Origin of the sequence: Streptomyces sp. NPDC001604, from assembly GCF_042893475.1 — a bacterium.
In the GTDB taxonomy this organism is placed as follows: Bacteria; Actinomycetota; Actinomycetes; order Streptomycetales; family Streptomycetaceae; genus Streptomyces.
Genome location: NZ_JBIAUY010000003.1, coordinates 356,919 through 379,614 on the forward strand (window position 1 = coordinate 356,919; position 22,696 = coordinate 379,614).

The following is a 22,696-nucleotide window of genomic DNA, read 5'->3' on the forward strand; positions in this document are numbered from 1 at the left end:
CCCCTTCGTAGGGCTGAAGCCTAACCCAGGAACTTGAACGCGTTCAAAAAATCTGGTCGGCTCTCCCCTATCCCTTCGTCGAGCCCAGCGTCAGGCCGGCGATGAAGTGCCGCTGCAGCAGCAGGAACACGAGGATCGTCGGGAGGGCGACCAGGACCGAGCCGGCGGCCAGCAGGTTGTAGTCGGTGAAGAACTGCCCGCGCAGATTGTTCAGCGAGGACGTGATCGGCAGCTTGTCGGGGTTCGAGATGAAGATCAGGGCCCAGAGGAAGTCGTTGTAGATCCAGGTGAACTCCAGGGTGGCCAGGGCCGCGAGAGCCGGGCGGCACAGCGGCAGCGTGATGCGCCAGAACTGGGTCCACACGCCCGCGCCGTCGACGATCGCCGCCTCCAGGATCTCCTGCGGCAGGGTGCGCATGAAATGGGCGAGGACGAAGACGCAGAAGCCCGTCTGGAAGCCGATGTGGACCACGATGACGGCCCAGTAGGAGTCGTACATCGTCAGCGAGTCGGACATCCACCAGGGCAGCGGGATCCTGTTGAACAGGACGTACAGGGGTGTCACGATCACCTGTTGCGGCAGCAGGTTGCCCGCCGTGAAGCACATCAGCAGGACGATGCCGCCGCGCAGTTTGAGACGGGAGACCGCGAACGCGACGAAGGACGCCAGGAAGAGCGTGACGACGACGGCGGGCATCGCGATCAGCAAGGTGTTGGTGAAGTACCTGCCCATGCCGGACTCGGTGTAGGCCCGGCGGTAGTAGGCGAACGAAAGGTGCCTGGGCCAGGAGAGGTAGCCGTGCTGCGCGGTTTCCTCGTACGGCCGCAGGCTGGCGTAGACGGCGAGCAGCAGCGGCGCGAGGAACGCCAGTGAGACCGCCGTCAGGAAGATGTGCACGCCCCAACGTCCGCGCCGTGGCCGGGACTTCGGGCTGCGGGCCGGTGCCGGCATCCGGCGACGGGGCGCGGTGGACGCGGTGGTTCGGATGTCTGCCGTCATCGCTCGCGCGCACCTCGCAGCTCTTGGACCAGGAAGGTCACGATGAAGCCGAGGGACACGACGAGCAGGACGACCGCGATGGCCGAGCCGAAGCCGATGCGGCTGGCCTCGCCGATGATGTTGTCGGTGATGAGGACCGACAGCAGCTCCAGGCCGTTGCGGCCCTTGTTGACGGCGTAGACGATGTCGAAGGCGCGCAGGGCCTCGATGACGGTGATGACTCCGACGACGACGTTGACCGGGCGCAGGGTCGGGAAGACCACACGGAAGAAGGTCTGCCGCTCGTTGGCGCCGTCGATCGCCGCCGCCTCCTTGAGCTGCGGGTCGACGGACTTCAGCCCGGCCAGGTAGAGGATCATCACGTAGCCGACGTGCCGCCAGCTCGCCGCGAGCATCATCATCCAGAGGTTGAGGCGGGAGTCGCCGAGCCAGTCGACGGGGTCGTCGCGGTGGCCCAGGATCGTGTTGACCACACCCTGGTCGGTGCCGAGGATCAGCTGGGCGATGAAGCCGACGATGGCGAGCGAGAGCACCACCGGCAGATAGAGGACGGACTGGTAGAAGCGGCTGAAGCGGACACCCCGGTCGATGAGTACGGCCAGGAACAGGCCGAAGGGCGTGGCGATCAGGCCGAGGAACAGCAGCCACATGATGTTGTGGCGGACCGCCGGCCAGAACGGCGGGTAGTTGTCGGCGAGGTTCCTGTAGTTGTCGAGGCCGACCCAGTGGATGTCTCCGATGCCGTCCCAGGCGGTGAAGGACAGACCGATCGAGGCGAGCGTCGGGCCCCAGACGACGGCGATGTCGAGCAGGACCGGGATGCCGAGCAGCAGGCCGAGGACGGCGACGTCGCGGCGGGTGAACCGCCTCAGGCGCCGCCGTCGTCCGGCGCGTCGCGGGAAGGTGAGCGCCATGGAACAACTCCCCCGGTGATCAGCCGACGGGCTGCGAGAAGATGGTCTTCTTCTGCCGTTCGATGCTGTTGCACAGCCCGTCGACGTCCTTCGGATTGCCGATGAAGTCCTGGATCGACTGGATCATCACCGTCGATGCGAAGTCGGGCCGGGTGTCGCGGTCCAGGAACTGCGAGATCTGCCGGGCGCCGGAGACGAGTTGTGCGGATTTCTTCTGCAGGGCGCTGTACTTCGAGGTGTCGGCACCGGAGTTGACCGCCACGTTGTTGGGGTCGTGCGTGAGGTAGACGTCCTCGGCCTCGGGCTTGCCGAGCCATTTCAGCAGGTTCCTGGCGCCGGTGAGGTTCTTGGACTTCTTCGCGACGAGGAAGCCGTCGATGGGCGCCTCGACGGCGTCCTGGCCCCACTGCGGGTCGATCTCCGGGAAGGCGAAGAAGTCGATGTCGTCGCGCTGGCTCGCCGGGAACTGGGTGCCGGGGTGCGGCATGCCGAACACGGCCATGCCCGTCCTGCGCTGCTGCAGGCTCTGTCCGGCCTCCTCCCAGGTGCGGCCGAGGGCGCCCTTCTGGTAGTACGGCATGAGTTCGCGCCAGGTGTCGAAGACGTTCTTCACCTTGATGTCGGTCCACGACTCCTCGCCCGCCATCAGGGACTTGTGGAACTCGTATCCGTTCAGCCGCAGATTGATGTAGTCGAATGTGCCCATCGCGGGCCAGCCGTCCTTGTCGCAGAACGCGACCGGGTTGCCGTCCTTCTGCATCTGCTTGGCGAGCGCGATGAAGTCGTCCCATTTGGCGGGCTGTTGGTAGCCCTTCTGCCGGAAGAGGCTCTTACGGTGGAAGACCGCCCACGGATAGTAGTAGTACGGCACGAAGTACTGCTTGCCGTCGTGCGTGGACTGCGCCTTCAGGGCGTCCGAGAAACCCGAGAAGCTCTTCCAGACGTCACTGATCTCGGTCAACAGGCCTTTCTCCGCGAAGTACTGCATGCGGTAGCCGGCAAACCACATGAAGACGTCGTCGGGGGTGCCCTGAAGATAGCGGTTGATGTTCTCCTGGAAGTCGTTGTGGTCCTTGGTGTTGACCTTCACCTTCTTTCCGGTCTTCTTCTCGTACGCCTGGAACGCGGCCGCGTATGCCGTCTTCGGTACCGCGTCCGAGGCGTTGGAGCCGACCGTCACTTCCTTCTTGTCGCCGCCGGGTCCCGCACCGCACCCCGACAGCAGTGCGGGCAGCGTGACCGCACCCGCAGCAAGGGCTGAGCCGCGTAAGAGACTCCGCCGGGACATCCGATGACCTGCCCCAACCTTGGGCTGGACCAACGGATCGAACGAGGACTGTGCCATGTGCCCCTCCCAGGAGTGCCACCCAACACAACCGAACGCGTGAGTCGGATCACACCTCCGTCTGGCCATGCAGTCAAGGGGTCTGACGGGATATCGAACAACCGTTACCTACTCTCTTCCAACAGAGTCCGACAGGTCTTACCGTAAACGCGCAGAGATGACGCGGACATGACGTCATCCCACCTTTCCTGTGCCCGGAGGAACGTAACGATGCGTCACCTTCCCACCCGCACAACCCGTCGAAGAGTGGTCGGAGCGCTCACCGCAGGGCTGCTGGGCGCCACGGGTCTCGCCGCGCCCGCCGTGGCGGCAACCACCGCACCCGCCGCCCCCGCCCTGGCCGACGGCCTCGCCCTGACCCCGCCGATGGGCTTCAACAACTGGAACTCCACGCACTGCCGTGCCGAGTTCAACGAGTCCATGGTCAAGGGAATCGCGGACATCTTCGTCGAGAAAGGCCTCAAGAACGCCGGATACCAGTACGTCAACCTCGACGACTGCTGGGCTCTGCCGGCCCGGGACACCGACGGCAAACTCGTACCCGATCCGGCCCGCTTCCCGAACGGGATCAAGGCGGTCGCCGACTATGTTCACGCCAAGGGGCTCAAACTCGGCATCTACACCAGCGCGGGCACGAAGACGTGCAACAGCGCCGGATTCCCGGGCGCGCTCGGTCACGAGTACAGCGACGCCCGGCAGTTCGCGGACTGGGGCGTGGACTACGTCAAGTACGACAACTGCAATAACCAAGGTGTGGACGCCAAGGTGCGTTACACGACCATGCGCGACGCCATCGAGGCAACCGGTCGGCCGATCGTCTACAGCATCTGCGAATGGGGCCAGAACAAACCCTGGGAATGGGCGGCCGACGTGGGCCACTTGTGGCGTACGACGGGCGACATCAGCGACAACTGGGGTTCGATGCTGTCCATCCTGAAGAAGAACCTGCCACTCGCGCCGTACGCGGGCCCCGGGCACTGGAACGACCCCGACATGCTGGAGGTCGGCAACGGCGGCATGACGGACACCGAGTACCGCTCGCACTTCTCGATGTGGTCGATCATGGCCGCCCCGCTCCTCATCGGCTCCGATCTGCGCAACGCCTCCCGGGCGACCTTCGACATCCTCGACAACAAGGAGGTCGTCGCCGTCGACCAGGACCCCCTGGGCAAGCAGGGCACGGTCGTCTCCTCCCAGGGCGGGCGCTGGGTCGTCGCCAAGGAGATGAAGGACGGCAGCCGGGCGGTGGCCCTGTTCAACGAGTCCGGAACCGCCCAGCACATCAGCACCACCGCCGAGGCCGTGGGCCTGCCCGCCGCCGACGCCTACACCCTGCGCGACCTGTGGCAGCACAAGAGCTACAACACCGCCGGCGCCATCTCGGCAACCGTTCCGGCGCACGGCACGGTCCTCGTACGGGTCTTTGCCGACCCCAAGTGGGCGGCGCACCCGCCCGCCGTCGAACTCGGCCCGGACGGCAGCCCGTTGGTCGAGGCGGGCAAGGCGGCCGCGCTGACGTCGACCGTCACCGACCTGGGCCGTACGCCCGCCCGGCGCGTGTCCGTCTCGCTGACCGGGCCCCGGGGCTGGGCCGTCGAGGCGACCTCACGGACCACGGCCGCCTCGCTGCCGACGGGCCGTTCCCTGCGCACCCAGTGGTCGCTCACCGCCCCGGCGGGAACACCGACAGGGTCGTACGACGTGACCCTCAAGGTGAGCTACCGCTCGGCGAGCGGTGACCGCGTCGTCAGCTCGGTCCCGCTGACCGCTTCCGTCGTCGTGCCGCCGCCCTCGGGGACGTCGGGACTCGGCGATCTGCCGTGGCTGTCGGCCACGAACGGCTATGGGCCGGTCGAGCGCAACACCAGCAACGGGGAGAGCGCCGCGGGCGACGGCCGTCCCCTCACCATCGGCGGGGTGGTGTACGGCAAGGGACTCGGCGTCCACGCGGAGAGCGCCGTCGAGTACTACACCGGCAAGGCGTGCAGGACGGTCACCGCCGATGTCGGCGTCGACGACGAGAAGGGCGCGAACGGCACCGTCGCGTTCGAGATCTGGGCCGACGGCACCAAGGTGGCCTCGACCGGTGTGCTGACCAATGCGATGCCCGCCCAGCCGCTCACCGCCGATGTGACCGGCGCCCAGGTGGTCCGCCTGGTCGTCACCGACGGCGGCGACGGCATCGACTCGGACCATGCGGACTGGGCGAACGCGCAGTTGACCTGCTGAGTCCGCTCTGGAAGGCCCGTCGGCCCGATGTCACCGCTCTCTCAGACCGCGGCCGCGTCCGCCCGCTTGGCGAGCGCGGCCGCGGCCGCCCCGACCAGCCCGGCGTCCGTGCCCATCTGGGCCGGCGTGATCTCCAGGCGCTGCACGAAGGACAGGGTCGCGTAGTCGCCGAGGGCCTTGCGCAGCGGGGTGAACAGCACGTCGCCCGCCTTGCCCACGCCCCCGCCGATCACCGCGATGTCGATCTCGACGAGCGTGGCGGTGGCCGCGATGCCGGCGGCCAGTGCCTGGGCGGCGCGCTCGAAGGAGGCGAGGGCGACCGGATCCCCGGCGCGGGCGGCGGCGGCCACCGCGGCCGCTGAGGTGTCGCCGTCGGGGCCGGGCCGCCAGCCGTTCTCCAGGGCGCGGCGGGCGATGTTGGGGCCGCTCGCGATGCGTTCGACGCAGCCGCGCGAGCCGCACGGGCAGGGGTCGCCGTCGAGATCGACGCTGATGTGGCCGATATGGCCCGCGTTGCCGGTGGGGCCGGGGTGCAGTTGACCGTTCAGCACCAGGCCGCCGCCGACACCCGTGGAGACCACCATGCACAGCGCGTTGTCGTGGCCGCGGGCGGCGCCCTGCCAGTGCTCGGCCGCCGTGATCGCCACGCCGTCACCGATCAGCTCGACCGGCAGCCCCCCGACCGCGTCCTGGACCCGCCGCACGAGCGGGAAGTCGCGCCAGCCCGGCACGTTCACCGGGCTCACCGTACCCGCGGAGGCGTCCACCGGGCCCGCGCTGCCGATCCCGAGCGCCGTGGCGCGGCCCCACAGGGGCGCGGCGGTCAGCTCGCCGAGGACCTCCCGCACGGCACCCATCACGGTCTCGCCGTCCTGCTGCGCGGGCGTCGCACGCTGAGCGCGCACCACGATCTGGCCGTGGCCGTCCACCAGCGCCCCGGCGATCTTTGTACCGCCGATGTCGAGCGCTGCCACGAGGTCGGTGTGCATCAGTGTCGGATCTCCCCGAAAACCATCGGATCCCCGTTGGCCAGGGGAAGGTTCCCCCTTCAACTACGGAGATGGGCGGCCGACCTTGCGGTGGGGGCGCAGGCCGGAGATTGCGATGGACAGTCTCTCGCGCTTATGACAACGTTGTCCAGGCTCTATGCTCGACGCCACATCCTCATACAAACTCATGGTCTGACGCATCCCCGTGGACGAGACCCGTGGATGAGACCCGTGGACGAGACAGGACAGGACAGCGCATCGTGCCCGAGACCGCTCGCCGAACAGCCCCCCTCTCCGCAACGCGGTACGGCAACCGTCCCACCATGAAGGACGTTGCGGCGCGCGCCGGAGTCGGCCTGAAGACCGTCTCCCGCGTGGTCAACGGCGAGCCCGGCGTCACCCCCGAGACCGAGCGCCGCGTCCAGGAGGCCATCGACGCGCTCGGCTTCCGCCGCAACGACAGCGCGCGCGTGCTGCGCAAGGGTCGCACCGCCAGCATCGGCCTGGTCCTGGAGGACCTCGCCGACCCGTTCTACGGCCCCCTCAGCCGCGCGGTCGAGGAGGTGGCCCGCGCGCACGGCGCCCTGCTGATCAACGGCTCCAGCGCCGAGGACCCCGATCGCGAGCAGGAGCTGGCGCTGGCCCTGTGCGCGCGGCGGGTGGACGGCCTGGTGATCATTCCGGCCGGTGACGACCACCGCTATCTGGAGCCCGAGATCAGGGCGGGTGTCGCCACGGTGTTCGTCGACCGGCCCGCCGGGAAGATCGACGCCGATGTCGTCCTGTCCGACAACTACGGCGGCGCCCGCGACGGCGTCGCCCACCTCATCGCCCACGGCCACCGCCGGATCGGCTTCATCGGCGACATGCCCCGTATCCACACGGCCGCCGAGCGCCTGCGGGGCTATCGCGCCGCCATGGAGGACGCGGGCATCCCGGTCGAGGACTCCTGGATGTCCCTGGGCGTGACGGATCCGCAGCGGGTGCGCCGGGCCGCCGAGGAGATGCTCTCCGGGCCCGCCCCGGTCACCGCGGTGTTCGCGGGCAACAACCGCGTGACGGTCACCGTGGTCCGGGTCCTCGCCGAGCAGCCCCGCCGGGTCGCCCTGGTCGGCTTCGACGACTTCGAGCTCGCCGATCTGCTGCAGCCGGGCGTCACCGTCGTCGCCCAGGACGCGGCGGCCCTCGGGCGCACCGCCGCCGACCGCCTCTTCCGCCAGCTCGACGGCGCTCTGCTCACCCCGGAGCGCATCGAGCTGCCGACCCGGCTGATCACCCGTGGTTCGGGCGAGCTGCCGCCGGCGGACTGAGCCGCCCATGGACGGTCGAGCGGACCACAGCCTCGAAGCCCTGGGCCTCGCGGCGGCCCCGCGTGACCACCCGCTGCTCTACCCGGGAGCCTGGCCCACGCGGTCCGGGCTCCTCGACGGCGGCCGTTTCCTGCCCCTCGACCGCCTGGTGCACGAGGACCGCGTCCCCGTGCTGGCGGTCGGCTCCAACGCCTGCCCGGGCCAACTGCGCCACAAGATGGACGAGTCCGGGATCACCTCCCCCATCCCGATGGTGCGCGCGCGGGTCACCGGCATCGACGTGGGCGTCTCCGCACACGTCAGCCGCCTGGGCTATGTGTCCGCTTCACCGGTCGAGGCGCCCGGCACCGTACGGGACTTGTTCGTGACCTGGCTGGACGCCGGGCAGCTCGCACTGATCGACGCGAGCGAGGGCGTACCGCTGCGGTTCGGCAACTTCCGGCGTGCCTGGCTGCAGGAGCCGGAGGTGGGGATCGAGTTGGAGGACGGGACGCGGCTGCCCGGTGCGTACGTCTACGTCAACCGGCGCGGGGTCCTGCGCAACGGTTCGGCGGCACCGCGCGGGCCGATCGCTCAGCGGGCGCTGCTCACCGAACTCCTCGTCGGTTCGGCCCGGTTGAGGGAGCTGTTCGGTGTCACACCCGAGGAGTTCTGCAGGCGGGCGCGTGCCGACGCGGAGCTGTGCGAGCGGGGCACCCGGGTGTTCGCCGAGGAGAAGCTGGTGACGGAGTCGGGGCTGGAACGGTACGTGGCGGAGGGGTGAGCGTGAGGGGCGTCAGCAGACCGGGAGCCCGGGGATCGGCTGGTCGTTGTCGCCGCCCTTGACGTAGACGTCGCTGACGTAGACGTTCGTGTTGCCGCTGTCGTCGTCCGTCTTCGCCCACCAGACGTTGGTCCACTGGCCGTAGGTCTCGCGCCGGCCCAGGTTCTGCTGGCAGTAGAAGTAGTTGGTGCCCGCGCCGAGGACGCCGACCTCGGTGCCGGAGGCCGTGTAGGACTTGGCGGTGCGCCAGACCGTGCAGTTGTACTTGCCGCCGCCTATGGAGGTGCAGGCCGGTGCCGGGGTGGTCGCGCCCCCTCCGCCCGTCGTACCGCCGCTGCCGCCGCCGGTGGTGGTGCCGCCTGAGGTCGTACCGCCCACGGTACCGCCCCCGGTGGTGCCGCCGCCCGGGGACTTGGCCGAGGACGAGGCCCGGTTCGTCGGCGTGGCCCCGCCCTTCTGACCGGCGGTCTTCGTCGGCGCCGGGGTCTTCTTGTCGCCCTGCTCCGTCGGCTTGGGGCCGTCCGAGTGGCCTGCGTCGGTGCGGTCGGTGACGGACGCGGAACCCTGGGCGTCCGAACGGGACGCGGAGGTGCGCGTGTTCGCTTCCGTGTTCCGGGCGTTCAGCAGGGCGACGGTGCCGCCGGCCGCCGCGAGGACGACGGTGACGGCCGCGGCGGCGAGCAGGGCGCGGCCCTTGCGGCGCGGGGAGGTCGAGGGCGGTATGGGCCCGGTGGGGACCGTCGCCAGGTCCGGTGCCGGGTTGTACGTCGCGGGCGGGCCGAAGCCCGGCGTCGCGTGTGCGTGTGCGGCGAACGGCGCGGGACTGGAGCCGGGCGCCGACTGGTCGTGCCGTGCGGCCGGGTCGGAGCCGGGCGGCACCGGCCCTCGCTGCTCGGTGGGAGCGGGACCCTGCGCCGCTCCCGGCATGAGGAACCCTGGGGGCAGCGACGGGACGTCGGGCTGCGTCTGCGCCCTCGGCGCCGCGTGATCGCGCAGGGTCGTCGTCGGCGTGTCCGTGCCGCCCGCGTCCGCCACCGCCTGCAGCAGAGCGCGCCCCTGCTCGGCCTCCGGGCGGGTCTCGGGCCTCTTGTCCAGCAGTTGCCGGAGCACGGGCGTGAGCGGCCCGGCATGCTCCGGCTCCGGCAGGGGCTCGGTGACGATCGCGGTGAGCGTGGAGTACGTCGAGGTGCGTCGGAAGGGCGAGGCCCCCTCGACGGCCGCGTACAGCGTGGCTCCCAGGGCCCAGACGTCGGAGGCCGGGCTCGCCTCGGCGCCCTGGGCCCGCTCGGGCGCCAGGTAGTCCAGGGAGCCGACGAGCGCTCCGCTGCGCGTCAGGTGAGCGGTCGCACCGTCGCCCGGGTCCTCCATGGCCGCGATGCCGAAGTCCGTCAGGACGACGCGGCCGGACCCCTCGAGCAGGATGTTGCCGGGCTTCACGTCACGGTGCAGGACGCCGGCCCGGTGGGCGGCCGCCAGCGCGTCCATCACCTTGGCGCCGATACCGGCGGCCTCGACCGGGTCGAGGGAGCCCCGCTCGCGCAACACCTGTTCCAGGGACGGCCCGTCGACCAGCTCCATGACGATGAGCGGACGGCCGTCGACCTCGGTCACGTCGTGCACGGCGACGACTCCGGGGTGGCGCACCCGGGCCGCCGCGCGCGCCTCGCGCTGCATCCGCAGCCGCAGATCGGCGAGTTCGGGCCCGTCGGCGTCGGTGTAGGTGCGCAGTTCCTTGACGGCGACCTCACGGCCCAGCACCTCGTCGACGGCTCTCCAGACGACGCTCATGCCTCCGCGGCCGAGCTGCGCCACGACGCGATAGCGCCCTGCCAGCAGCCGCCCCGTCCCGTCAGCCTGGCCGTTCCCGCCTGAGGACTCCCCCGAAGACACCGCCCGCCCCGTTCCTGTGACATGCCAATGCGTGCCGTACAGACTACGGGGCGGGGGTGACAACGCCAGCCGGTGGTGACTGCTGTGACGGGTCCGCTACTTGGCGGACGCGGTCAGGTCGCCGCGCCGGGGTGCCGCGAAGCCTTCGAGATCGGCCCGGGTCAGACCGGTCAGCCGGGCGACCTCGGCGATGTCCAGCGCGCCGCAGTCCAGACCGCGCAGCAGATAGCCGCTGAGGGCCTTGGCGGTGGCGGGCTCGTCCATGACGTCGCCGCCGGCCCGGTTGGCGTACCGCGCGAGGCGGGCGGCGGCCTGCTCGAAGCCCTCGCGGTAGAAGGCGAAGACGGCCGCGTACCGGGTGGGGATGTGGCCGGGGTGCATGTCCCAGCCCTGGTAGTAGGCGCGGGCGAGGGCCCGGCGGGTGAGGCCGTAGTGGAGCCGCCAGGCGTCGTGGACCTTCTCCGTCGGGCCGATCGGCAGGACGTTGGTGGAGCCGTCCGAGACGCGTACGCCCGTGCCGGCCGCCGCGACCTGCATGATCGCCTTGGCGTGGTCGGCGGCCGGGTGGTCGCTGGCCTGGTAGGCGGCGGAGACGCCGAGGCAGGCGCTGTAGTCGAAGGTGCCGTAGTGCAGTCCGGTGGCGCGACCCTCGGCGGCCTGGATCATGCGGGCGACCGTGGCGGTGCCGTCGGTGGCGAGGATGGACTGGCTGGTCTCGATCTGGATCTCGAATCCGATCCGGCCGGGTTCGAGCCCGCGCGCCTTCTCGAAGGCCTCCAGGAGCCGCACCATGGCGGTCACCTGCTCGGCGTACGTCACCTTGGGCAGCGTCAGCACCAGCCCGTCGGGCAGCCCGCCGGCCTCCATCAGACCGCTGAGGAAGATGTCGAGGGTGCGGATGCCCCGGTCGCGTACCGGCGCCTCCATGCACTTCATGCGGATGCCCATGTACGGGGCCGCCGTCCCCTTCGCGTACGCCTCCGCGATCAGACGGGCCGCCCGGGCGGCCGCCTCGTCCTCCTCGGCGTCCGGGCGGGGGCCGTAGCCGTCCTCGAAGTCGACGCGCAGGTCCTCGATGGGCTCACGCTCCAGCTTGGCGCGCACACGCGCGTGGACGGGCTCGGCGAGCTCGTCGGACAGGCCGAGGACGGCCGCGAAGGAGGCGGCGTCCGGGGCGTGTTCGTCGAGGGCCGCAAGGGCCCGGTCTCCCCAGGAGCGGATGGTGTCGGCGTCGAAGACGTCACCCGGGACATAGACGGTGTGGACGGGCTGGCGGGTGCCAGGGTCCCCCGGGTAGCGGCGCTCCAGTTCGGCGTCGACCGGGGCGAGGGAGGCGCTGATCTCCTCGCTGATCGCGCCCGCGAGGCTCGTCGCCACCTTCTCCTGCTGGCCCTGACCCATCCCATACCCTCCTGTTTTCCACTGTACGGAATCAACAATCCGTAGAATGAAGTTATCTGGGCACCTTCCGGTGGTCAACACCATGTCCACGGGGGAGCAACGCCGTGATCTCGGCATGTTCACGTCCATCTCACACGCGGGTATGACACTTCCCTGCGCACGACTCGCCCTCGCACGACTCGTCCGGCCGCCGCCACCGAAGGAGCCTCCGTGCCGAACCACCGCCGAGTCACCCGCCGTCTGGGCCTCAAGGCGACCTTGGCCGCGGCGGTCACCGTGCCGCTCGCCGGCGCCGCGATCTCCGCCTCGTCCGCCTCGTCCGCCTCGCCCGCGCCGTCCCCCTCGACACAGGCGCGCCGGGCGCCCCGGCTCGAGGTCATGACCTTCAACCTGCGTTTCGCGAGCACGAAGGAACCCAACAGCTGGAGGGACCGCAGACCGGTGATGGGTGAGCTGCTGCGTCGCGCGCACCCCCACGTCATCGGCACCCAGGAGGGCCTCTACCAGCAGCTGCGCGACATCGACTCCGACCTCGGCCCGTCCTACGACTGGATCGGCACCGGCCGCGAGGGCGGCAGCCGCGACGAGTCCACGGCGATCTTCTACGACAACCGGCGCCTGGCCCCCGTCGAGCACTACACGTTCTGGCTCTCCGACACCCCGGAGGTCATCCGCTCGAACACCTGGGGCGCCGCCTTCCCGCGCATCGTCACCTGGGTCCGCTTCCGCGATCTCGCCGACGGCGGACGGCAGTTCTATGTCCTCAACACCCACTTCGACCACGCGAGCCAATACGCGCGCGAGCGCAGCGCCTCGCTGATGGTGCAGCGGATCGCCCGGCTCGACCGTTCGCTCCCGGCCGTGGTGACCGGCGACTTCAACGCCGCCGCGCACCGGAACCCGGTCTACGGCACGCTGGTGGGCTCGGGACTCCTCGACACCTGGGACGCGGCGGCGCACCGCAGTGCCCCGTACGGGACCTTCCACGGCTACAAGGGGCTCACCCCGAACGGCGACCGCATCGACTGGATCCTCACCACACCACGGGTGAGGACACACCGTGCGTCGGTGGACACCTTCTCCCTCGACGGCCAGTTCCCGAGCGACCATCTGCCCGTACAGGCCTCGCTCAGTCTGGAATGAGCCGAGGCCCCCGCGACTGTTCGTGCAGTCGCGGGGGCCTCGGCCGGCCTTCGGGTGATCAGCCCTTGCGGGCGTTGATCTCCTCGGTGAGCTGGGGGACGACGTCGAAGAGGTCGCCGACCACGCCGTAGTCGACCAGGTCGAAGATCGGGGCCTCGGGGTCCTTGTTGACCGCCACGATCGTCTTCGAGGTCTGCATGCCGGCCCGGTGCTGGATGGCGCCGGAGATGCCGTTGGCGATGTACAGCTGCGGCGAGACCGACTTGCCGGTCTGGCCGACCTGGTTGGTGTGCGGGTACCAGCCGGCGTCCACCGCGGCACGGGAGGCGCCGACGGCCGCGCCGAGGGAGTCGGCGAGGGCCTCGATGAGCGGGAAGTTCTCGGCGCCGTTGACGCCGCGGCCGCCGGAGACCACGATCGCGGCCTCGGTCAGCTCCGGACGCCCGGTCGACTCCCGCGGCGTACGGCCGGTGACCTTCGTGCCGGTCGCCTTCTCCGAGAACGACACCGTCAGGGCCTCGACGCTGCCTGCGGCCGGCGCGGCCTCCACGGCGGCGGAGTTCGGCTTGACGGTGATGACCGGCGTGCCCTTGCTGATACGGGACTTGGTGGTGAAGGACGCGGCGAACACCGACTGGGTGGCCACCGGGCCCTCGTCGCCGGCCTCCAGGTCGACGGCGTCGGTGATGATGCCGGAGCCGATGCGCAGCGCCAGACGGGCGGCGATCTCCTTGCCCTCGGCGGAGGACGGCACCAGCACCGCGGCCGGGGAGACGGCCTCGACGGCGGCCTGCAGGGCGTCCACCTTGGGGACGACCAGGTAGTCGGCATACTCGGACGCCTCGTGGGTCAGGACGCGGGTCGCGCCGTGCTCGGCCAGCGCGGCGGCGGTGTCACCGGCGCCGTTGCCCAGCGCGACGGCAACCGGCTCACCGATGCGGCGGGCCAGCGTCAGCAGCTCCAGGGTGGGCTTGCGGACGGCACCGTCCACGTGGTCGACGTAGACGAGAACTTCAGCCATGGGATTGCTCTCCTGCGATGTGCGAAGTCTGAGGGGCGGTGAGGGAGTTGAGCCGTGAAGGGACTACAGGTCCCTTAGATGAACTTCTGGCTCGCGAGGAACTCGGCGAGCTGCTTGCCGCCCTCGCCCTCGTCCTTGACGATCGTGCCCGCGGTACGGGCCGGACGCTCGGCCGCCGACTCGACCTTCGTCCACGCACCCGCCAGACCGACCTCCTCCGCGTCGATCTCCAGGTCGGACAGGTCCCACGACTCGACCGGCTTCTTCTTGGCCGCCATGATCCCCTTGAAGGACGGGTAGCGCGCCTCACCCGACTGGTCGGTCACCGACACCACCGCCGGAAGCTGCGCCTCCAGCTGCTCGGACGCGGCATCCCCGTCGCGGCGGCCCTTGACCGTGCCGTCCTCCACCGACACCTCGGACAGCAGCGTCACCTGCGGCACGCCCAGACGCTCCGCGAGCAGCGCCGGAACGACGCCCATGGTGCCGTCGGTGGAGGCCATGCCCGAGACCACCAGGTCGTAGCCGGCCTTCTCGATCGCCTTGGCCAGCACCAGCGAGGTGCCGATCGCGTCCGTGCCGTGCAGGTCGTCGTCCTCGACGTGGATGGCCTTGTCGGCGCCCATGGACAGCGCCTTGCGCAGCGCGTCCTTGGCGTCCTCCGGACCCACCGTCAAAACGGTGATCTCCACGTCGTCGTCGGAGTTCTCGGAGATCTGCAGCGCCTGCTCGACCGCGTACTCGTCCAGCTCGGAGAGCAGACCGTCCACGTCGTCCCGGTCGACGGTCAGGTCATCGGCGAAGTGCCGGTCGCCAGTGGCGTCGGGCACGTACTTCACAGTGACAACGATCCTCAAGCTCACGCCGGCTCTCCTACTGCAATCGTCATTTCGGTGCTGCCTACTTTCAGGCAGCATAGGCGCCTCAAGCGGCCGATCCCGATCGGGGCGACCCACGCTCCGAGCGAAACATTACTCGTCAGTACACCCAGTTCGTTCCCGCTAAGCAAGCGCTTTGAACTGTGACCTTTGCAACGCAGCGTAATCGGAACTCGACCGCTTCGCAGGCGGAGCCGCCCGGTAGTCAGTCGCGCAGGCCGTTGAAATGACCCTGGTGGTAGAGGAGCGGGCGGCCGGGGCCCGTGGGGTCGCCGAGCACGACCTCGGCCAGCACGATGCGGTGGTCCCCGGCGGGGACGCGGCCGACGATCCGGCACACCAGCCAGGCGAGGACGTCGTCCAGGACGGGAACGCCTTCGGGGCCCGTACGCCAGGCGGTGGGCGCGCCGAAGCGGTCGGCGCCGCTCTTGGCGAAGGTGGCCGCAAGCTCCTGCTGATGCTCGCCGAGTATGTGGACGCCGATGTGGTCGGTCACCGATATCGCCGGCCAGCTGGAGGCCCCGGTGCTGATACCGAAGGACAGCAGCGGGGGTTCGGCGGAGACGGAGGTGAGCGAGGTGGCGGTGAAGCCGACCGGGCCGGTGTCGCCTCGTGCGGTGATCACGGCGACTCCTGCCGCGTGCCGCCGGAAGACGGAGCGCAGCAGGTCGGGAGAGGCGAGCTGAGGGGTACGGGTGCCGAGGTCGGGCGTGGCCGTCATGGAATTGTCCTTCTATGCGGAGGGGCGGGCGTCGTGGCTGCTCAACAGCTCGGACAGCGCGCGCTCGCAGTGCGGGCGAGGTCGACGTGGACCCGCCCGTAGAGAAGGAGTTCCGTAGGCATACGGTCAGGCTGACGATAGGTGGTGCGCGCAGTCAAGTACGTTCCGGCATATGGGAGATGCCTCACCGTCCGCAGCACAGCCGTCAAACCGCCTCCCCCAGTGCGGCGATGACGTCGGCCTTGCGCGGCTGACCGGTGGCACGCCGTACGATCCGGCCGTCGGCGTCAAGGACCAGCACGGTCGGGGTCTTGAGGATGTCCAGTTCGCGCACCAGGTCCAGATGGTCCTCGGCGTCGATCTCGACATGGGTCACGCCCGGGACCATCCCGGCCACCTCGCCGAGGACGCGGCGGGTGGCCCGGCAGGGCGCACAGAAGGCACTGGAGAACTGCACGAGCGTGGCGCGCTCACCGAGTTCCGCGCCCAACTCGGCCGCCGCGAGCCGCTTCCCGCCGTCGCGCCCACGCACGCGTACCCTCCCGTTCCGCTGCCGATGAATCACTCCGTAGGCGCTCGCCGCCACGAGCACCATCGCGCACACCACAAGTCCGGTCATCACCTGCACAAGCATTCACGAGACTGCAAAGATTCCCGACTCCCCGGATCTTTTCCCATACGGAATGCTTGCTTCATGGACATTGATGTGAGGGGACCCCGCTTCGGGGCGGCCGTGACGACCGTCGTCCTGGCGGTGGTGCTGATCACCGGGAGCGCCTGGCTGCTCGCCTGGCAGACGCTGGCGTTCGCGCTGGGCGCGGCGGGCGGGGTCGGCCGTTCGCCGTACGGCTGGCTGTTCCGCAGGGTGGTGCGTCCCAGGCTCGGGCCGCCGACCGAGTTCGAGTCGCCGGAGCCGCCGCGGTTCGCGCAGGCGGTGGGTCTGGTCTTCGCCGGCGTGGGGCTGGTCGGTTTCGGACTCGGCCCGACCTGGCTGGGGCTCGCGGCGACCGCCGCCGCGCTCGCCGCCGCGTTCCTCAATGCGGCGTTCGGGTACTGCCTGGGCTGCGAGATGTACCTGCTCGTACGGCGGGTGACGGTCCGTACGGAGTAAAGGCGGCTTAAAAAACCGAGGTGGATCAGTTGTGGGACGTGACGAGGATCTCGCCGTTCTGCGGCGCCAGGACTGGCCCCCCGTGCGTTCTTGGGGCACGATCTGCGCAATGCCGTAAACCTACGGCTGCGTAACTTCCCGCCGGGAGCACCCATCCAGGCAGAGAGAAGGGTCCACCCCGTCCATGGCTGAGCTTGTCTACCGTCCCGTCGTCGGTCTCGCCCAAACGTTGTTCAAGGTCTGGGACCTCAAGATCGACCTCAAGGGATCGGAGAACATTCCGCGCTCGGGCGGCGCCGTGCTGGTGAGCAATCACATCAGCTACCTGGACTTCATCTTCGACGGTCTCGCCGCCCTCCCGCAGAAGCGTCTGGTGCGCTTCATGGCGAAGGAGTCGGTGTTCCGGCACCGGATCTCCGGCCCGCTGATGCGCGGTATGAGGCACATCCCGGTGGACCGCAAGCAGGGCGAGACGGCGTACCAGCATGCGCTGCAGTCGCTGCGGTCCGGCGAGATCGTCGGCGTCTTCCCGGAGGCGACGATCTCGCAGTCCTTCACCCTGAAGAGCTTCAAGTCGGGTGCCGCGCGCATGGCCCAGGAGGCCGGCGTGCCGCTCATTCCGATGGCGCTCTGGGGCACCCAGCGGCTGTGGACCAAGGGCCACCCGCGCAACTTCAAGCGCAGCCACACGCCGATCACCATTCGCGTGGGCGAGCCGGTGGAGGCCCCCCAGGACCAGTACGCGGGCGCCATCACCCGGCGGCTGCGCGAGCGCGTCCAGGAGCTGCTGGAGGCGGCGCAGCGCGCCTATCCCGTACGGCCCAAGGGTCCGGACGACACCTGGTGGATGCCCGCCCACCTCGGGGGCACGGCGCCGACCCCTGAAGAGGTGAAGGCGGCCGAGGCCCGCTGAATCGTCACGCCGGGGCGTGGACGGTGATCCGTGCCCCGGGGCTGAACCTCTCCAGCAGTTGGGGTCCTCGGTGAGGCGGTGCCCGTTTCGCCGGCGCCTCGGCCGAGTTGCGGGTGCGTGAGGGGCTTGGAGCCGAATTCCGTGCAGGTGTCGCACCAGGCGACCATGTGCGGGTCCTCGTGCGCCCGTCCAGGCGTGCGGCCGCCTCGTCCAGCAGTTCCGAACTCTCTTCGATGCTGGGCCGGTTGACCTGGCCGTGCGCCTCGATGGCGACATGCGTGAACCCGGGGTCAGAGTGCGGTGGGGAGCAGTTTCCAGAGACGGGGCCGGTCGGCGGCGGCCTTGAGGGCTTCGATGACCACGGGATGCGGTTCGGCGTACAGGTCCGGATAGTCCACCTCCTGGGACTCCGGATCGGGGATCCAGGCCAGCCGCTCGCCTTCGAGGGAGAACTGGGCATCGACGCCGGGCTTGTTGCCGCGGGGGTCCTGCCGGTGCCAGGCGCCGTTGAAGCGGACGGCGATCAGCCCGTGCACGGCATGGCCGTCGCCGTCGTCGTGGGCCAGTCTCTGGTAGCAGAGCGCCGTGGGGATGTCCTCGGCCCGCAGCAGGGCCGCGAGGGCGTGGGCTTTGGCGTGGCAGATGCCGGTGCCCTGCCGCAGTACGTCGGAGGCCCGCCAGGTGACGCGCAGGTCGCCCGAGTCCTGGGAGTGCGGGATGGTGTCACGCACGAACTCGAAGGCGGCCCGCGCATAGGCATACGAGTCCGATACGTCCCGGGCGAGCCGGGCGGCCGCCTCCCGTACCACTGGATGGTCATGGTCTACGACCTCGTCAGCAGCCAAGTAGGCGGACAGGTCAGGGGTGTTCTGGATCAGCTCCATGCCTGAAGAGCATAGGAATGCGATCATCGCCAGTCAATCAATTTGCAGAGCTCTGCATACTCATGCATCGATCAGCTCTCGTCGCACATCCTGTTCAGCTCCTTCGCGATCCGATCGACTCGTGACTCGCCCTCGCTGCGCAGCCCGTACACACCCGTGAGGCTCACGACACTGCCGTCGAGGAGGATGGCCACCGGAAGCTCCCACAGGGCGCCCCTCGTCGACCAGTCGATCCTGCTCTCGACCACCACCATGTCGTCCCACGCCACGAACCGGGTCCGCCACAGACCACGGCTGCGGATGCCCTCCGGGGACACCCGCAGCCGGCTGGAGAGGGCACGCCAGGCCAGCCATGTCATCGCCACCGCCGGGGCGGGGAAAAGAAAGGGCTGCACCGGCTCCGGGGCCTCGGTGACGAGGCTGAGGACCACTGCGCCGAGCATCAGGATCCCGACGCAGCTCAGCCCGTTCGTCCACGGGTTGCGGATGGTCCTGTCCATGCCTCATGGCATACCGCCGGAATTCCCGGGACGACACCGCCGCCGCGGAGGCTTGACGCAGACCTAACGCGCCATCTCCTCCTTGAGCGCCGCCACGAACGTGTCCACGTCCTCCTCGGTGGTGTCGAAGGCGCACATCCAGCGCACCACGCCCGCGGCCTCGTCCCAGAAGTAGAAGCGGAACCGCTTCTGCAGCCGCTCGCTCACGTCGTGCGGGAGCTTGGCGAACACCCCGTTGGCCTGGACCGGGTAGAGGATCTCCACGCCGTGCACGGCGCGCACGCCCTCGGCCAGGCGCTGGGCCATCTCGTTGGAGTGGCGGGCGTTGCGCAGCCACAGGTCCTTGGCGAGCAGGGCCTCCAACTGCACCGAGACGAAGCGCATCTTGGAGGCGAGCTGCATGGACAGCTTGCGCAGGTGCTTCATGTGGCGGACGGCGTCCTGGTTGATGACGACGACCGCCTCGCCGAACAGCGCGCCGTTCTTCGTCCCGCCGAGCGAGAGGATGTCGACGCCGACCGCGTTGGTGAACGTCCGCATCGGGACGTCCAGGGACGCGGCCGCGTTGGCTATCCGGGAGCCGTCCAGGTGCACCTTCATGCCGTGCGCGTGGGCGTGCTCGCAGATCGCGCGGATCTCGTCCGGCGTGTAGAGCGTGCCGAGTTCCGTGCTCTGGGTGATCGAGACGACCTGCGGCATCGCGCGGTGCTCGTCGTCCCAGCCGTACGCCTGCCGGTCGATCAGTTCGGGGGTGAGCTTGCCGTCCGGCGTCGGGACCGTCAGCAGCTTGAGGCCGCCCATGCGCTCCGGTGCGCCGCCCTCGTCGACGTTGATGTGCGCGCTCTCGGCGCAGATCACCGCGCCCCAGCGGTCGGTGACCGCCTGGAGCGCGACGACGTTGGCGCCGGTGCCGTTGAAGACCGGGAAGGCCTCGGCCGTGGCCCCGAAGTGGCTGCGGATGATGCCCTGCAGGTTGTCGGTGTAGTCGTCCTCGCCGTACGCGACCTGGTGCCCGCCGTTGGCCAGGGCCAGGGCGGCGAGCACCTCCGGGTGGGCCCCGGCGTAGTTGTCGCTGGCGAAGCCGCGGACCTGCGGGTCGTGATGGCGACGCGCGTCGGTCCTCGGGGGGTTCACGGCTTCTCGGTCAGCCACAGACGCTTTCCGTTCACTTCGGCGGCGGGCTTGTTCCAGACGTCGGCGATGGCCTCGGCCAGCTCCTTGACGTCCGTGAAGCCCGCGAACTTCGCATTGGGTCGCTCGGCGCGCATCGCGTCGTGCACCAACGCCTTGACCACCAGGATCGCAGCCGCCGACGTCGGCCCCTCGGCGCCCCCCGCCTTGCGGAAGAAGTCGGCCATGGCGAGGGTCCACGCCTCGGCGGCCGCCTTGGCGGCGGCGTACGCGGCGTTGCCCGCGGTGGGCTTCGTCGCGCCGGCCGCGCTGATCAGGACGTAGCGGCCGCGCTCGCTGCGCTGCAGCGCCTCGGAGAAGGCGAGCGAGGTGTGCTGCACGGTGCGGATGAGCAGCAGCTCCAGGAAGTCCCAGTCGTCGAGGCTGGTCTTGATGAAGGTCTCGCTGCCGCGCCAGCCGCCCACGAGGTGGACCAGGCCGTCGACACGGCCGAACTCCTTCTCGATGTGCATGGCCCACTCACGGGTGGACTCCAGGTCCAGCAGGTCGACGGGCTCGCCGGTCACGGTGGCGCCGCCGGACGCGTAACGCGCCGCGTCCACGGCCTCCGCGAGCCGCTCGGGATCGTTGTCCGCGGCGACGACGGTCGCGCCCGCCTCCGCGAGCCGGATCAGTGCCGCGCGCCCGGCGGGTCCGCCCGCTCCGGCCACCGCGATCACCGCACCGCTGAGAGCTCCGTTCCCCGCCATGGTCTTCGCCTCCTGAGCAGTGGTTCTGGTGTTGCGGTCGCTCATGCGGCGACCCGCTCGGGGCTCTCCGCCGTGATGCCCTTGGTGGAGGCGATCACGTTCTTCAGCTTCTTGGAGAGGGCCTCATAGAACATGCTCAGGGGAAACTCGTCCGGAAGCACGTCATCGACGAGTTTCCGCGGCGGGCGGCTCAGGTCGAGGGCGTCGGGGCCCTTGGCCCAGCGGGAGCCGGGGTGCGGGGCGAGGTACTGCGACACCAGGTCGTAGGCGGCGAACCAGTGGACCAGCTTCGGACGGTCGATGCCGGCCCGGTAGAGGTCCTCGATCTCGCCGCACAGCTGGTTGGTGACCTGCGGGGCGCGCTGCCAGTCGATGTGCAGCTTGTTGTCGGTCCAGCGGATCACGTCGTGCTTGTGCAGATAGGCGAAGAGGAGCTGGCCGCCGAGGCCGTCGTAGTTGCGCACGCGCTCGCCGGTGACCGGGAAGCGGAACATGCGGTCGAACAGCACCGCGTACTGCACGTCACGGGCCTGCGGGATGCCGTCGGCCTGCAGCTTCACAGCCTCCTTGAAGGCGGTGAGGTCGCAGCGCAGCTCTTCGAGGCCGTACATCCAGAACGGCTGGCGCTGCTTGATCATGAACGGGTCGAAGGGCAGGTCCCCGCGACTGTGGGTGCGGTCGTGGACCATGTCCCACAGCACGAAGGCCTCCTCGCAGCGCTTCTGGTCGTGGACCATCGCGGCGATGTCCTCGGGCAGGTCGAGGCCCAGGATGTCGACGGCGGCGTCGGTCACACGGCGGAAGCGTGCGGCCTCGCGGTCACAGAAGATGCCACCCCAGGAGAAACGTTCCGGCGCTTCGCGCACGGCTATGGTCTCCGGGAAGAGCACGGCGGAGTTGGTGTCGTAGCCGGCCGTGAAGTCCTCGAACTTGATGCCGCAGAACAGCGGGTTGTCGTAGCGGGTGCGCTCCAGCTCGGCCAGCCAGTCGGGCCAGACCATGCGCAGCACGACCGCCTCCAGGTTGCGGTCCGGGTTGCCGTTCTGCGTGTACATCGGGAAGACGACCAGGTGCTGCAGGCCGTCCGCACGGTTCGCGGCGGGCTGGAAGGCCAGCAGAGAGTCCAGGAAGTCGGGCACCTCGAAGCCGCCCTCGGCCCACCGGAGCAGGTCCTTGGCCAGGGCCTCGTGGTAGTCGGCGTCGTGCGGGAGCAGCGGGGAGAGTTCCTCGACGGCCGCCACGACACGCCGTACGGCCGCCTCGGCGTCCGCGCGCTCGGGTGCACCCTCGGCCTCGAGGTCGATCGACCCGTCCTTGGACTGCCATGGCCGGATCTGCTCCACGGCATTCTTGAGCACGGCCCAGGCCGGGTGCTCAACCACCCTGGTCACCGGAGAAACCTGCTCCTCCGCAGCCGCCTGCACAAGAATTTCCGTCATGTCCCATCCTCCACGGGAGAAGCTTGCGTATGGAGACCGTATACATACGGACTTCCTCTCAGCAAGAGGAGCCTCGGGAGATTATCCTGCGCTTCTCCTTGGTCACCGAACTTTTTCCTGTCAGAAACCCGTCCGGCAGACATTTGGGTATCGCGCAGCTACCCGGTGACGGAGCGTCGAAACCGGCCACCGGTCAACGCCGGAAGGACTCGCCCACGCCCGGGTGATCCCCGACGGGTACAGGCCAGGCACGGGCCCGACGGCACGCCGATACCCCGTGTACGCGCGGGTTCATCGCCGGGCCGGGCCATTAGGCTGCGGCTCTGCCCGCGCGGCCGTCCGCTCCGGTCCGCGCGCGGAGCCGA

The 22,696-nt window shown here is 69.7% G+C and carries 21 protein-coding genes and 1 pseudogene; 6 read left to right on the forward strand and 16 right to left on the reverse strand.

Annotated elements, in window-relative coordinates:
* Nucleotides 1–67 precede the first annotated feature (67 nt).
* The 3 genes from ACFY1E_RS11115 to ACFY1E_RS11125 are packed head-to-tail and all read right to left on the reverse strand — an operon-like array spanning nt 68 to nt 3,202.
* Entirely contained in the window at nt 68–1,000 is a 933-nt protein-coding gene (locus ACFY1E_RS11115; protein ID WP_389074014.1) for a carbohydrate ABC transporter permease, read from the reverse strand.
* The gene (locus ACFY1E_RS11120; RefSeq protein WP_389074017.1) at nt 997–1,914 is read right to left on the reverse strand and encodes a carbohydrate ABC transporter permease; all 918 of its coding nucleotides are present in this window, start codon (nt 1,912–1,914) and stop codon (nt 997–999) included. The genes ACFY1E_RS11115 and ACFY1E_RS11120 overlap by 4 nt, the downstream gene beginning before the upstream one ends.
* 19 nt (nt 1,915–1,933) lie before the next feature.
* Entirely contained in the window at nt 1,934–3,202 is a 1,269-nt protein-coding gene (locus ACFY1E_RS11125; RefSeq protein WP_389074019.1) for an ABC transporter substrate-binding protein, read from the reverse strand.
* Nucleotides 3,203–3,469: 267 nt separating this feature from the next.
* On the opposite strand from ACFY1E_RS11125, the gene ACFY1E_RS11130 reads away from it, so the two are divergent.
* On the forward strand, nt 3,470–5,488 hold the full coding sequence (locus ACFY1E_RS11130; protein WP_389074021.1) for an NPCBM/NEW2 domain-containing protein: 2,019 nt from the start codon (nt 3,470–3,472) through the stop codon (nt 5,486–5,488).
* Between the two features lie 41 nt (nt 5,489–5,529).
* Here the strand turns inward: ACFY1E_RS11130 and ACFY1E_RS11135 are convergent, their stop codons facing one another.
* Nucleotides 5,530–6,477, reverse strand: coding sequence for an ROK family protein (locus ACFY1E_RS11135; protein ID WP_389074023.1), 948 nt, complete (start codon nt 6,475–6,477; stop codon nt 5,530–5,532).
* 260 nt (nt 6,478–6,737) lie between these two features.
* Between ACFY1E_RS11135 and ACFY1E_RS11140 the strand changes: the two genes are divergently transcribed.
* On the forward strand, nt 6,738–7,787 hold the full coding sequence (locus tag ACFY1E_RS11140; RefSeq protein WP_389074026.1) for a LacI family DNA-binding transcriptional regulator: 1,050 nt from the start codon (nt 6,738–6,740) through the stop codon (nt 7,785–7,787).
* A 7-nt stretch (nt 7,788–7,794) separates the two neighbouring features.
* Complete coding sequence (locus ACFY1E_RS11145) at nt 7,795–8,550, forward strand: hypothetical protein (protein WP_389074028.1); 756 nt, start codon at nt 7,795–7,797, stop codon at nt 8,548–8,550.
* A gap of 12 nt (nt 8,551–8,562) precedes the next feature.
* Here ACFY1E_RS11145 and ACFY1E_RS11150 read toward each other — a convergent pair whose 3' ends face one another.
* Together ACFY1E_RS11150 and ACFY1E_RS11155 are read right to left on the reverse strand one after the other, a co-directional pair.
* On the reverse strand, nt 8,563–10,440 hold the full coding sequence (locus ACFY1E_RS11150; protein ID WP_389074031.1) for a protein kinase: 1,878 nt from the start codon (nt 10,438–10,440) through the stop codon (nt 8,563–8,565).
* Nucleotides 10,441–10,536: 96 nt separating this feature from the next.
* Complete coding sequence (locus tag ACFY1E_RS11155) at nt 10,537–11,841, reverse strand: DUF6986 family protein (RefSeq protein ID WP_389074033.1); 1,305 nt, start codon at nt 11,839–11,841, stop codon at nt 10,537–10,539.
* A 210-nt stretch (nt 11,842–12,051) separates the two neighbouring features.
* Between ACFY1E_RS11155 and ACFY1E_RS11160 the strand changes: the two genes are divergently transcribed.
* Nucleotides 12,052–12,984, forward strand: a complete 933-nt coding sequence (locus ACFY1E_RS11160; protein WP_389074036.1) for an endonuclease/exonuclease/phosphatase family protein — start codon at nt 12,052–12,054, stop codon at nt 12,982–12,984.
* A gap of 58 nt (nt 12,985–13,042) precedes the next feature.
* On the opposite strand, the gene ACFY1E_RS11165 is transcribed toward ACFY1E_RS11160, so the two are convergent.
* From ACFY1E_RS11165 to ACFY1E_RS11180, 4 genes are all read right to left on the reverse strand, one after another.
* Nucleotides 13,043–14,005 carry an electron transfer flavoprotein subunit alpha/FixB family protein gene (locus tag ACFY1E_RS11165; protein ID WP_389074038.1) on the reverse strand — a complete coding sequence of 321 codons (963 nt, stop codon included), beginning with the start codon at nt 14,003–14,005 and terminating at the stop codon, nt 13,043–13,045.
* A 74-nt stretch (nt 14,006–14,079) separates the two neighbouring features.
* Nucleotides 14,080–14,868, reverse strand: a complete 789-nt coding sequence (locus ACFY1E_RS11170) for an electron transfer flavoprotein subunit beta/FixA family protein (RefSeq protein ID WP_389074041.1) — start codon at nt 14,866–14,868, stop codon at nt 14,080–14,082.
* Between the two features lie 220 nt (nt 14,869–15,088).
* Entirely contained in the window at nt 15,089–15,604 is a 516-nt protein-coding gene (locus ACFY1E_RS11175) for a flavin reductase family protein (protein ID WP_389074043.1), read from the reverse strand.
* A 205-nt stretch (nt 15,605–15,809) separates the two neighbouring features.
* A complete protein-coding gene (locus tag ACFY1E_RS11180) occupies nt 15,810–16,223 on the reverse strand; it encodes a TlpA family protein disulfide reductase (protein WP_389074899.1) in 414 nt (137 codons plus the stop codon).
* A gap of 75 nt (nt 16,224–16,298) precedes the next feature.
* Between ACFY1E_RS11180 and ACFY1E_RS11185 the strand changes: the two genes are divergently transcribed.
* Nucleotides 16,299–16,715 carry a DUF4395 domain-containing protein gene (locus ACFY1E_RS11185; RefSeq protein ID WP_389074045.1) on the forward strand — a complete coding sequence of 139 codons (417 nt, stop codon included), beginning with the start codon at nt 16,299–16,301 and terminating at the stop codon, nt 16,713–16,715.
* Between the two features lie 184 nt (nt 16,716–16,899).
* The gene (locus ACFY1E_RS11190; protein WP_389074047.1) at nt 16,900–17,628 is read left to right on the forward strand and encodes a lysophospholipid acyltransferase family protein; all 729 of its coding nucleotides are present in this window, start codon (nt 16,900–16,902) and stop codon (nt 17,626–17,628) included.
* 79 nt (nt 17,629–17,707) lie between these two features.
* Here the strand turns inward: ACFY1E_RS11190 and ACFY1E_RS11195 are convergent.
* The 6 genes and pseudogenes from ACFY1E_RS11195 to ACFY1E_RS11220 all read right to left on the reverse strand — a co-directional run.
* A pseudogene (locus ACFY1E_RS11195) lies at nt 17,708–17,917 on the reverse strand (cytoplasmic protein); the annotation flags it as partial.
* Nucleotide 17,918: 1 nt separating this feature from the next.
* Complete coding sequence (locus ACFY1E_RS11200; RefSeq protein ID WP_389074049.1) at nt 17,919–18,512, reverse strand: transglutaminase domain-containing protein; 594 nt, start codon at nt 18,510–18,512, stop codon at nt 17,919–17,921.
* A 71-nt stretch (nt 18,513–18,583) separates the two neighbouring features.
* Nucleotides 18,584–19,012, reverse strand: coding sequence for a PH domain-containing protein (locus tag ACFY1E_RS11205; RefSeq protein ID WP_389074051.1), 429 nt, complete (start codon nt 19,010–19,012; stop codon nt 18,584–18,586).
* 63 nt (nt 19,013–19,075) lie between these two features.
* Nucleotides 19,076–20,146: a threonine aldolase family protein gene (locus ACFY1E_RS11210; protein ID WP_389074053.1), complete on the reverse strand. Its 1,071-nt coding sequence runs from the start codon at nt 20,144–20,146 to the stop codon at nt 19,076–19,078.
* Nucleotides 20,143–20,937 carry an SDR family NAD(P)-dependent oxidoreductase gene (locus tag ACFY1E_RS11215; RefSeq protein ID WP_389074055.1) on the reverse strand — a complete coding sequence of 265 codons (795 nt, stop codon included), beginning with the start codon at nt 20,935–20,937 and terminating at the stop codon, nt 20,143–20,145. Before ACFY1E_RS11215 ends, ACFY1E_RS11210 begins: the two co-directional genes overlap by 4 nt.
* Nucleotides 20,934–22,331: a DUF6421 family protein gene (locus ACFY1E_RS11220; protein WP_389074057.1), complete on the reverse strand. Its 1,398-nt coding sequence runs from the start codon at nt 22,329–22,331 to the stop codon at nt 20,934–20,936. The genes ACFY1E_RS11215 and ACFY1E_RS11220 overlap by 4 nt, the downstream gene beginning before the upstream one ends.
* Between the last annotated feature and the right edge of the window lie 365 nt (nt 22,332–22,696).

What these genes read in the sequence shown, in the direction of transcription:
- ACFY1E_RS11115 (WP_389074014.1), bottom strand. Translation starts at nt 1,000, where the DNA reads ATGACGGCAGACATCCGAACCACCGCGTCCACCGCGCCCCGTCGCCGG.
- ACFY1E_RS11120 (WP_389074017.1), bottom strand. Translation starts at nt 1,914, where the DNA reads ATGGCGCTCACCTTCCCGCGACGCGCCGGACGACGGCGGCGCCTGAGG.
- ACFY1E_RS11125 (WP_389074019.1), bottom strand. Translation starts at nt 3,202, where the DNA reads ATGTCCCGGCGGAGTCTCTTACGCGGCTCAGCCCTTGCTGCGGGTGCG.
- ACFY1E_RS11130 (WP_389074021.1), top strand. Translation starts at nt 3,470, where the DNA reads ATGCGTCACCTTCCCACCCGCACAACCCGTCGAAGAGTGGTCGGAGCG.
- ACFY1E_RS11135 (WP_389074023.1), bottom strand. Translation starts at nt 6,477, where the DNA reads ATGCACACCGACCTCGTGGCAGCGCTCGACATCGGCGGTACAAAGATC.
- ACFY1E_RS11145 (WP_389074028.1), top strand. Translation starts at nt 7,795, where the DNA reads ATGGACGGTCGAGCGGACCACAGCCTCGAAGCCCTGGGCCTCGCGGCG.
- ACFY1E_RS11155 (WP_389074033.1), bottom strand. Translation starts at nt 11,841, where the DNA reads ATGGGTCAGGGCCAGCAGGAGAAGGTGGCGACGAGCCTCGCGGGCGCG.
- ACFY1E_RS11165 (WP_389074038.1), bottom strand. Translation starts at nt 14,005, where the DNA reads ATGGCTGAAGTTCTCGTCTACGTCGACCACGTGGACGGTGCCGTCCGC.
- ACFY1E_RS11175 (WP_389074043.1), bottom strand. Translation starts at nt 15,604, where the DNA reads ATGACGGCCACGCCCGACCTCGGCACCCGTACCCCTCAGCTCGCCTCT.
- ACFY1E_RS11180 (WP_389074899.1), bottom strand. Translation starts at nt 16,223, where the DNA reads ATGACCGGACTTGTGGTGTGCGCGATGGTGCTCGTGGCGGCGAGCGCC.
- ACFY1E_RS11185 (WP_389074045.1), top strand. Translation starts at nt 16,299, where the DNA reads ATGGACATTGATGTGAGGGGACCCCGCTTCGGGGCGGCCGTGACGACC.
- ACFY1E_RS11190 (WP_389074047.1), top strand. Translation starts at nt 16,900, where the DNA reads ATGGCTGAGCTTGTCTACCGTCCCGTCGTCGGTCTCGCCCAAACGTTG.
- ACFY1E_RS11200 (WP_389074049.1), bottom strand. Translation starts at nt 18,512, where the DNA reads ATGGAGCTGATCCAGAACACCCCTGACCTGTCCGCCTACTTGGCTGCT.
- ACFY1E_RS11205 (WP_389074051.1), bottom strand. Translation starts at nt 19,012, where the DNA reads ATGGACAGGACCATCCGCAACCCGTGGACGAACGGGCTGAGCTGCGTC.
- ACFY1E_RS11215 (WP_389074055.1), bottom strand. Translation starts at nt 20,937, where the DNA reads ATGAGCGACCGCAACACCAGAACCACTGCTCAGGAGGCGAAGACCATG.
- ACFY1E_RS11220 (WP_389074057.1), bottom strand. Translation starts at nt 22,331, where the DNA reads ATGACGGAAATTCTTGTGCAGGCGGCTGCGGAGGAGCAGGTTTCTCCG.